The organism is Aurantibacter sp. (assembly GCF_042094015.1).
Taxonomy (GTDB): Bacteria; Bacteroidota; Bacteroidia; order Flavobacteriales; family Flavobacteriaceae; genus Aurantibacter.
This window is the reverse complement of record NZ_JBELDZ010000088.1, coordinates 1-9,701: the sequence shown is the minus strand read 5'-3', so window position 1 is coordinate 9,701 and position 9,701 is coordinate 1. Positions and strand designations below refer to the sequence as shown.

9 protein-coding genes are annotated in these 9,701 nt (G+C 28.3%); 5 read left to right on the top strand and 4 right to left on the bottom strand.

Features of this window, described 5'->3' with window-relative positions:
• Positions 1-110: 110 nt before the first annotated feature.
• A complete protein-coding gene (locus ACFDSN_RS10785) occupies positions 111-1,049 on the bottom strand; it encodes an NAD-dependent epimerase/dehydratase family protein (RefSeq protein ID WP_375239861.1) in 939 nt (312 codons plus the stop codon).
• A gap of 120 nt (positions 1,050-1,169) precedes the next feature.
• Here ACFDSN_RS10785 and ACFDSN_RS10780 point away from each other — a divergent pair, with 120 nt between their 5' ends.
• The 5 genes from ACFDSN_RS10780 (at position 1,170) to ACFDSN_RS10760 (ending at position 7,885) form a co-directional block, all read left to right on the top strand.
• Entirely contained in the window at positions 1,170-1,685 is a 516-nt protein-coding gene (locus ACFDSN_RS10780; RefSeq protein ID WP_375239860.1) for a hypothetical protein, read from the top strand.
• Positions 1,686-1,687: 2 nt separating this feature from the next.
• Complete coding sequence (locus ACFDSN_RS10775; RefSeq protein ID WP_375239863.1) at positions 1,688-2,209, top strand: nuclear transport factor 2 family protein; 522 nt, start codon at positions 1,688-1,690, stop codon at positions 2,207-2,209.
• Positions 2,210-2,280: 71 nt separating this feature from the next.
• Positions 2,281-4,839 carry a glycosyl hydrolase gene (locus tag ACFDSN_RS10770; protein ID WP_375239859.1) on the top strand — a complete coding sequence of 853 codons (2,559 nt, stop codon included), beginning with the start codon at positions 2,281-2,283 and terminating at the stop codon, positions 4,837-4,839.
• A 6-nt stretch (positions 4,840-4,845) separates the two neighbouring features.
• The gene (locus ACFDSN_RS10765) at positions 4,846-5,700 is read left to right on the top strand and encodes a T9SS type A sorting domain-containing protein (RefSeq protein ID WP_375239862.1); all 855 of its coding nucleotides are present in this window, start codon (positions 4,846-4,848) and stop codon (positions 5,698-5,700) included.
• A gap of 85 nt (positions 5,701-5,785) precedes the next feature.
• A complete protein-coding gene (locus ACFDSN_RS10760; protein WP_375239858.1) occupies positions 5,786-7,885 on the top strand; it encodes a M13 family metallopeptidase in 2,100 nt (699 codons plus the stop codon).
• 62 nt (positions 7,886-7,947) lie between these two features.
• Here ACFDSN_RS10760 and ACFDSN_RS10755 read toward each other — a convergent pair whose 3' ends face one another.
• The 3 genes from ACFDSN_RS10755 to ACFDSN_RS10745 all read right to left on the bottom strand — a co-directional run bounded on the left by ACFDSN_RS10755 (position 7,948) and on the right by ACFDSN_RS10745 (position 9,401).
• Positions 7,948-8,295 (bottom strand): hypothetical protein, encoded by a 348-nt coding sequence (locus ACFDSN_RS10755; protein ID WP_375239857.1) that lies wholly within the window; start codon positions 8,293-8,295, stop codon positions 7,948-7,950.
• A gap of 38 nt (positions 8,296-8,333) precedes the next feature.
• Complete coding sequence (locus ACFDSN_RS10750) at positions 8,334-8,837, bottom strand: YkgJ family cysteine cluster protein (RefSeq protein ID WP_375239856.1); 504 nt, start codon at positions 8,835-8,837, stop codon at positions 8,334-8,336.
• 138 nt (positions 8,838-8,975) lie between these two features.
• Positions 8,976-9,401, bottom strand: a complete 426-nt coding sequence (locus ACFDSN_RS10745) for a hypothetical protein (RefSeq protein ID WP_375239855.1) — start codon at positions 9,399-9,401, stop codon at positions 8,976-8,978.
• Positions 9,402-9,701: the final 300 nt, after the last annotated feature.

Sequence of the window (9,701 nt, the reverse complement as noted above, 5' to 3'; positions counted from 1 at the left end):
CTGACTCATAATCAGGTGGTCCATGGTTCGAGTCCATGTGGGACCACTTTAATTGATAAAGCCTTTACAGCAATGTAGAGGCTTTTTTTATAACATTTTCTTACTTATTTCTACTTTAAATTGTCTAACATCTCTTTAGTAATGGCATCTAAATCAAAACTATGTTTCCAATTCCAATCTTTTCTAGCTTCGGAATCGTTAATGCTTCCTGGCCAAGAGTTAGCAATAGCTTGCCTAAAATCTGGTTTATAGGTTATTGTAAATTCTAGTAATTGTTTTTTGATAGATTCTGCGATTTCTTGAGGTGTAAAACTAATACCTGCCAAGTTATAAGATGATCTTATTTTAATAGTTTCTGGTTTGGCTTGCATAATATCAATAGTTGCTTTAATAGCATCATCCATAAACAACATTGGTAAATTGGTGTTTTTACTTAAAAAACACTCATAACTATTAGACTTTAAGGCTTCATGGTATATTTCTACTGCGTAATCTGTTGTTCCTCCACCAGGTAACGTTTTCCAACTAATAATTCCTGGATAACGTATACTTCTAACATCTACATTATATTTTTGATTATAATATTCACACCAACGTTCGCCAACCTGTTTAGTAATACCATAAACTGTTGTTGGTTCCATAATAGTATATTGAGGAGTGTTTTCTTTTGGCGTTGTTGGACCAAAAACAGCAATACTACTAGGCCAGAATATTTTATCTATTAATTTCGCTTTTGCTAAATTTAAAACGTGAAATAAAGATTCTGTATTTAAATCCCACGCTTTATTAGGATACTTTTCTCCTGTTGCGCTTAACATAGCAGCCATTAAATATACTGTTTTTATGTTGTGTTTTTCGCAACAAATTTGAATGGCTTGATAGTCTTGAGCGTCTAAAATTTCAAAAGTACCAGAGTTTACTAAAGTAACATTACTGTAGTTTATATCGCTAGCAACAACTTGGTCTTTTCCGTAAATCTCCCTTAATTTAAACGTAAGTTCAGAACCTATTTGTCCTCCGGCTCCAATAATTAATATTTTACCTTCCATTCTGGTATATTTAATTTTAACTCTAACAAAAGTAAAATAAATAAAACTATAAATGTGTTTTTTTGTTAATACTTAGCTTTTGTATTTATACATTATATTTGTTTCAAATATTAAAAAACAATGAATAAGTATTTTATAATTCTTGTTTTCTTTTTGATATCAAGTTGTATTGATAACTCAAAAAAAGAAACAGAAGAAAACACTTCTTTAGTTAAAAAGGAAGTTTTAACTAAAGGGCTAATTTCAAAATTAAAATTTAATGATATATTATTAGATAAACCTGCTAAAGTTCTTGTTGAAGAATGGAAGTCTTACACAGCAATTGATCAAGCTATTTTAAATATAAAAGATTTAAATTTTTCGTTTTTTACAGAGCAAGAAGATATTTTTAATTCAACGCTTTTAGAATTAAAAACGACTATTCCAGAAAATATAGATTCTCAACCTATAAATGCAAGAGTTTTAGTACTTCAAAATCAATTATATCGTTTTCAAGAAGAATTAAAAATAAAAAAGCAATTGGAGAAAGATGATCTTATTTTTATAAAAGATGTGTTTGTAGCATTTTCAAATTTAAATCTTCAAATAAATAAAAAGCTTGAAAAAGAAGAACAACAAATTATCAAACCAGAATAATGATGAAGAAAACAATTCTAATTAATTTTATAATACTTTTGTTTTTTTCTTGTAATAGTTCAAAACAAATAACATCTAAAATTAATGATGAGAAAAAAATAAGCACTATTCTTAATAATTGGCATTTAGCAGCTGCTAACACAAATTTTGATACTTATTTTGGTTTAATGGCAGACAATGCTATTTTTATAGGAACAGATGCTACAGAAAATTGGAATAAACATGAATTTATGGCGTTTTCTAAACCTTACTTTGATAAAGGAAAAGCATGGAGTTTTACACCTTTAGAACGACATATTTTTATAAATAAAGAGCAAAATTTAGCTTGGTTTGATGAAATTCTTGATACACAAATGGAATTATGTAGAGGTTCTGGTGTTTTAGAAAAGACTGGAAAAGACTGGAAAATTAAACACTACGTGCTTTCTATTACAATTCCAAACGAAAATGTTTCTGAGGTTATTGAGTTAAAAAAAGTAAAAGAAACTAAATTAAAGACGATAAAATTTAATAATACTAATTAATTTTTATCGATTAAAATCTTAATTAATAACGTTTTATTTTCGTTTTTCCGTATTTTTATAAAAAATGGATTATGAAATTAAAATTACTTTTTATTGCGAGTTTTATATTCGCTATTTCTTCACAGGCACAGTTTAATCCAGAAGCACCTTGGATGAAAACATTAAATATGGAGTCTAGAACATTAGACAATCCTTTAAGGTTTCAAGAAATTGTAGATGCTTTTAATGTCTATTGGGAAACTAGAGATCCTAATATTAAAGGAAGTGGTTACAAACCATTTAAGCGTTGGGAAAACTATTGGAAAAACTTTGTTAAATCTGATGGAACGCTACCAACAGCAAAAGAATTATACAATAATTCTCAAAATATTAAAAATCAAAAAATAGCTCAAGAAAACAGTTTAGTTGACGAAAGTAATTGGTTACCTGTTGGCCCTTTTACACATACAAATACAGGTTCTTGGTCTTCTGGACAAGGAAGAGTTAATGTAATTATTAAAGACCCATTAAATAATAACACTTATTATGCTGGTGCACCTGCTGGTGGGTTTTGGAAATCTATAGATAATGGTGTTACTTGGAACACTTACACAGATAATTTAGATCAAATTGGTGTTTCCGGAATTGCAGTAACAGGAAACACAATATATATAGCAACAGGTGATGATGATGCTGGAGATTCTTACAGTGTTGGAGTTATGAAATCTACAGATGGTGGATTAACATTTCAACCGACTGGATTAAACCCTAATACATTTCCCAATATTGACAGTATGAATGATATCTATATTAATCCAAATGATACAAGTATGCTTTGGGTTGCTACTAATGCTGGAATATACAAATCTATAGATGGAGGAGATAATTGGATTGTATGTACTGGGACAGCTTTTAGAAATATGAAAGACATTAAAATAAACCCAACAAACCCTAATATTATTTATGGTGTTTCTCAAAGCAGATTTTATAAATCTATAAATGCAGGAGATACATTTACAATAATAAGTTCTGGGTTACCCGTTAGTGATATTTCTCGTTTAGTAATTGATATAACAAAATCAAATTCTAATCTTGTATATTTATTAGCAGCAGATAATTCTAATGGGTTTAAAGCAATATATAAATCTTCTAATTCTGGTTCTACATTTACTACTGTTGCCGATTTAGCAAACAATGGAGATATATTTCAATCAACTCAATCTTGGTATGATTTAGCTTTTGCGGTTTCTGATACAAATGAAAACGAAGTTTATGTAGGAGTGTTGAATATTTGGAAAGGAACAATAGGTACTACTCCTACTCAGTCCTCTTTTACTCAAATTAATAATTGGAATTCACCTAATAGTTCTACCTATACGCATGCAGATATTCATTATTTAAGATTTTTTAATGGCGAATTACTAGCTGGTACAGATGGTGGGTTTTATAAATCTATTAATGCTGGCTCTAGTTTTACGGATTTAACAGCGGGTATGCAAATTAGCCAATTTTATAAGATATCTGTTTCTAAACAAACTTCTGATAAAATGGTAGGTGGGTTGCAAGATAATGGCGGACATGCTTTTAGTAATAATTCATGGCAAAACTACTATGGTGCAGATGGAATGGATACTGCTATAGATCCAAATAATTCTGATGCTTATTATGGGTTTACTCAAAATGGTGGTGGTTTATATATATCTAATACAGCTGGTGTATCTAGTAGTGGAAGTATTGGAGGACCGGCTGGAGAAAATGGTAATTGGGTTACGCCTTTATTTATTAACAGCGAAAGTGAAATATATGCTGGTTACTCTAGCTTGTACAAAGTTACAAATGGAGCGTTTGTTGCGGTATCGACAGATTTTGGAACAAATATTGATAAACTAGAAATAGACGATATTAATCCAGATAATATTTATGTAGCAACTAATGGGACTCTAAGAAAAAGTACAAATAGAGGTATTAATTTTTCAAGTATTGAAACATTTGGGTCAAATATTACATCAATAGAAGTAAATAATGCAGATAATTCTATACTTTATGTTACTACTTCTTCAACAGTATATAAATCTATTGATGGTGGAAACAGTTTCACAGATATATCTAATGGTTTACCAAACTTACCAATATATGTTGTAAAACATCAAAACTTACATTCTAAAAACCCTTTATATGTTGGAACAAGTTTAGGCGTATATAGGTATGATGACGACACCTTACTTTGGGAACCATTTGAAAATGGTTTACCTAACGTCTCTGTAACAGATTTAGAAATAAATGTTTTTGATGATAAAATTACTGCCGCTACTTATGGAAGAGGTGTTTGGCAATCTACTATTCCTACAGAATTAGCCTTAAATGATGTAAAACTTATATCTATAGCTGGATTTTCTAATGAAATAAGTTGCGATACTAATTTAAATCCAACAGTTGAGGTTAAAAATAATGGAACTAATGTAATAAGTAGCATTGATGTAATTTATACAGTTGATGGAACACCAAATAATTATATTTGGAATGGTAACTTAACTTCAGAAGCAACAACAACTATTTCTTTACCTACAATTTCATTAGGAAGAGGTATACATACATTTAATGCTAATAAAACAATTACAAATTATGCTTATTCAATAAATAATTATTATTAATAAAAAATAATTTATGCAAATGATATAGGTAGTACAAATATAGTTAACACTTTAGAAAATGTAACTCAAGAACTTTTAGTATATAATGAAGCTTCTTCTAATCAATTATGGGAACGAGGAATTCCTACCGGAACTGTCTTAAACGATGGAAATACAACTACAAATAATGTATATGGAACAGTTTTAGGTAATAATTATCCAGATGCTACCAAAAGTTTTATTACATCTCAATGTTATGATTTAACAACAGTTACTGCTCCAGAGTTAAGATTTGATATGGGCTTTGACTTAGAGTTAGATTGGGATATTGTTTATGTAGAATATACTTTGGATAATGGTATAAATTGGAATTTATTAGGAACATCTTCAGATTTAAACTGGTATAATAGTAATACAACTCAAGGACAAAATAATACTTGTTTTAATTGTCCTGGAGATCAATGGACAGGAACTGTTGCTACATTAACCGAATATAAAAAAGACTTATCTGCTTATGCTTCAGAAACTAACTTTATGTTTAGAATAGTATTTCATTCTGATGAATCTGTTAACCAAGAAGGTGTAATTGTAGATAATATTGTAATTACTGGAAATGCTTTAAGTACAGAAGAATTTTCCTCAAATAGCTTAAATATTTCTCCTAATCCATCAAGTGGAATTTTTAATATTTCAACAACAAAACCTTTAAATTTTAATTATACTATATCCGATGTAACTGGTAAATTAGTACTTAAAGAGTATAATGTCAATACAACTAATAATAAGTATCAAATAAACTTAGCTAATTACTCAAATGGAATATATTTCTTAAATATTACTTCAGATAATTCAACAATTACTAAAAAATTGGTGTTAAAATAGAAAAATTAACCTATTAATAAAAGCGCATTCATTAACTTGTAGTGCGCTTTTTTATGCATTAAACTTTGTAAATTTTTTATTTAAAATGAAAACAAAATTAACCACAACACTTTTAGGTGCTTCATTACTACTAACTTTTAGTTGTAAAAATGAACCTAAAACAACAGAAAACCAAGACATTGCAGAAGTAGTAACTGTACCAGGAATTAATTTGGATTATATGGATAAAACCGTAAAACCAAACGATGATTTCTTTAAATACGTTAACGGTAAATGGCTAGAAAATAACGAAATTCCTGACGATAGATCTCGTTGGGGAAGTTTTGATGAATTAAGACAAATGACAGACGAAGATGCTTTAAGTATCTTAAAATCTGCAATGGGAACAAATAATGATTTAGAAAAAATAAATGTTATTCCTGGATCAGATCAAGAAAAAGCAGTCTTTTTATTTCAAACTATAATGGATACGGTTTCTAGAAATAATCAAGGCATAAATCCTATAAAACCATATTTAGTAAAAATAGATGCTATTTCTAATTTAGAAGATTTACAAGCTTACTTAATAGAAATGGAACCAAAAGGTGGCGCACAATTTTTTGGGTTTGGAGTAGGATCAGATGCTAAAGACAGTAATAAAAATGTAGCTTATATTGGTACAAGTCGTTTAGGCTTACCAGACAGAGATTATTATGTAAAAGACGATGAAGATTCTAAAGAAAAACGTGAAAAATATGTAGCACATATTACTAGAATGTTACAATTCTTAGGAGATTCTGAAGAAGATGCTACAGCACAAGCAAAACAAATTTTAGCTTTCGAAACTAAATTAGCTACACCAAAATTAGATAAAGTAGAGTTAAGAGACGATCGTAAAACATACAATCCAACTTCTGTAGCAGATTTACAAAAAATGGTTCCTGCTATAAACTGGGATACGTATTTTAAAGGTATTGGAGTTAAACAATTAGATACTGTAATTGTATCTCAGCCAAAATACTTAAAAGTAGTAAATTCTATTTTAGAAGAAGGTAATGTAGATACGTGGAAATCTTTTTTACGTTGGTCTACATTTAAAAAATCTGCAGGAAGATTAAGTACAGAAATAGAAAAAGCTAATTGGGATTTTTATAGCAAAGATCTTCGTGGTGCAAAAAAACAAAGACCATTAGAAGAACGTGCATTAGGAACTTTAAATTGGACTATTGGAGAAGCTTTAGGTAAATTATATGTAGATAGAATGTTTCCTGCTGAAGCTAAAGTTAAAGCAGAAAAAATGATTAAAAATGTTATTCTTTCTTTTGAAGGTCGAATTAAAAACTTAGACTGGATGAGCGAAGAAACTAAACTTAAAGCTATAGAGAAACTTAAAGCTACTACAGTAAAAATAGCTTATCCAGATAAATGGAAAGATTATTCTGCATTAGAAGTTTCTAGTGTAGAAAATGGAGGAACCTATTTAAGTAATATGCTTAATGCCTCAAAATGGGACTTTAAAAAAGATTTAAATAAACTAGTTAATAAAGTTGATAAATCAGAATGGGGAATGGCACCACAAATTGTTAATGCTTACTTTAATCCAAGTTATAACGAAATTGTTTTTCCAGCAGCTATTTTACAACCGCCATTTTATAATTATACTGCAGACAATGCTGTAAATTATGGTGGAATTGGAGCCGTAATTGGACACGAAATTTCACATAGTTTTGATGATTCTGGTGCTAGATACGATAAAAATGGAAACCTTAATAATTGGTGGACAGACGAAGATTTAACACAATTTGAAGCCTTAGGACAAGCTTTAGCAGATCAATATAGTGCTATAGAAGTTTTACCAGATGTAACTATTAATGGTGAATTTACTTTAGGTGAAAATATTGGAGATTTAGGTGGTGTTTTAGCAGCTTACGATGCGATGCAAATGGAATTTAAAGAAAATGGAAGACCAGAAGATATAGATGGATTTACTGCAGAACAACGTTTCTTTATGAGTTGGGCTACAGTTTGGCGTACAAAAATGAGAGATGATGCACTTAAAAATAAAATTAAAACAGATCCGCATTCTCCAGGAATGAATCGTGCTGTGCAACCTTTATTAAATATAGATTCTTTTTACGAAGCTTTTAATATTAAAGAAGGCGATAACATGTACATTGCTCCAGAAGATAGAGTTAGAATTTGGTAAAATAAAAACATAATTATTATTAAAAATAAAACCCAAACTTATTAATAAGTTTGGGTTTTATTTTATTCACGTTTTACTAAAGCTAAAAAATCGTTTTCTAAGGGTAAATAACCTTGGTTATAAACAAAGTAATATATTGTTCCCGCTTTGGTTGTATAAATGCTTGTAAATAATTTAAAATCAAAACCTAACTGTAATAACTTACTTCTAGTTGTTTTAGTTTTCTGTTCTGGATTTAATTGCTCTAAAATACGCCAGTTTTTGCGTAATTTATTATTGGTGTTTCTAATTAAATTAACAGCATCTTTATTATTTCGGTTATTATAAGTATTTCTACAACCATCGCTACAGAATTTTTTATCTATTCTTCCAATAATTCTATCGCCACATTCTGGACACATTTTTTGCATAGTCTAAATCGTGTTAATAATTAAAAATTATACTAATTTTAATATAAAGTAACTCCAAATTTATCAGACAATAAAATATCTAATTCTATAAGTTCCTTTTTTAATTTTAAATGATTTTGAGTTAAAGTATCATCTAATTCTTTTTTGCTAAATACTTTTTTTAACTCTACCATTTTAAAATAAAATGAAGTAGATTTTAATTCAAAATCTAAAACTTCTAACTTTTTTTCTATAGAAATTCGTAATTGTTTAGCATTATTTACAATGTCTAAAGCAGAATCGAATTCTAATTCTTTTTCTTCTACAGATTTTAAAAGTCCACATTCAAATTTTCCACATTGTTTTGGTCGTTCTGAATAAATAGTACAACCATTACAATATTTTTTACAAGGTTGAAGAAAAAAGCCATGATCTCTTTCATCTTCAATGTCCATTATTTTTTTTAATCTTGGTAATTCTTCATTTTCAAGTTCTACAAAACCAATTAAAGTACCATCGCAACAAATTCCGCAAGGCAAACAAATATTAGATAAATCACTCATAGTTATTTTTAAATATTTATTTATTTATTTTTGAATATACGTCTTCTAAAATGGAATAGTAATTATTTAATTTTTAGTTTATTAGAAAAGGAATTTGTAAAAAATATTATTACTTATATACTGTGTTGTAGCACGTTTTTATTCAATTAAATTCTGATGAATTATTGAGTTATATATTTGTATTTTATGATCATTTTTGTCAATTATAGTGTCTTTCTTTTTTTTGTAGTCAATTTCAAAAACTTCATAATCCGAATTCGAGATTCTAATTTCAAAATATTGATTAGTTTTTAGTTCTAAATCTTTTATTTGTCCTCTTTTTAATAACTCGTTTTTATGAAATACTGTATCATTTTTCACAAAATAAAAATAGACAGCATCATTTTTCCCTGTTTTGGTACTTGAAGAAAAAGAAAATGGTTTTAATTTTTCAATTACACATATTGTAATAAAAGAATTGTTAGTTAAGCTATCATTTCTATTTTCAACATTCAGATAAAATAAAGCAATAAAAAAGATAATTGTTATTAGTAAAACTCCAGTTAAAATTTGTGATTTTGGCATTTGTATTGTTAGTGTTATTATCGAGTAAACCAAATGTGCTACAACGTGTTATATAGTTAACTTAATTTTAAAACTAATAATTAGTTATACTATTCGTAAAACTCTAATCTACAACATTTCTAATAAAATCAATACTAAAACCGACAACAAACATTTACAAACGATATTAAATACGTAACAACCGACTAAACTTTTAATGTGTTCTCATCTTTGCAGTGTTGAATAGAACTAATGACATTCAATATATTAAAACCTTATCTTATGAATACGTTAAGAAACAAAGTACAGTTAATTGGAAAC

Excerpts from the sequence above, each read along its gene's own strand:
- ACFDSN_RS10785 (WP_375239861.1), bottom strand. The coding sequence starts at position 1,049 with ATGGAAGGTAAAATATTAATTATTGGAGCCGGAGGACAAATAGGTTCT.
- ACFDSN_RS10780 (WP_375239860.1), top strand. The coding sequence starts at position 1,170 with ATGAATAAGTATTTTATAATTCTTGTTTTCTTTTTGATATCAAGTTGT.
- ACFDSN_RS10775 (WP_375239863.1), top strand. The coding sequence starts at position 1,688 with ATGAAGAAAACAATTCTAATTAATTTTATAATACTTTTGTTTTTTTCT.
- ACFDSN_RS10770 (WP_375239859.1), top strand. The coding sequence starts at position 2,281 with ATGAAATTAAAATTACTTTTTATTGCGAGTTTTATATTCGCTATTTCT.
- ACFDSN_RS10760 (WP_375239858.1), top strand. The coding sequence starts at position 5,786 with ATGAAAACAAAATTAACCACAACACTTTTAGGTGCTTCATTACTACTA.
- ACFDSN_RS10755 (WP_375239857.1), bottom strand. The coding sequence starts at position 8,295 with ATGCAAAAAATGTGTCCAGAATGTGGCGATAGAATTATTGGAAGAATA.
- ACFDSN_RS10750 (WP_375239856.1), bottom strand. The coding sequence starts at position 8,837 with ATGAGTGATTTATCTAATATTTGTTTGCCTTGCGGAATTTGTTGCGAT.
- ACFDSN_RS10745 (WP_375239855.1), bottom strand. The coding sequence starts at position 9,401 with ATGCCAAAATCACAAATTTTAACTGGAGTTTTACTAATAACAATTATC.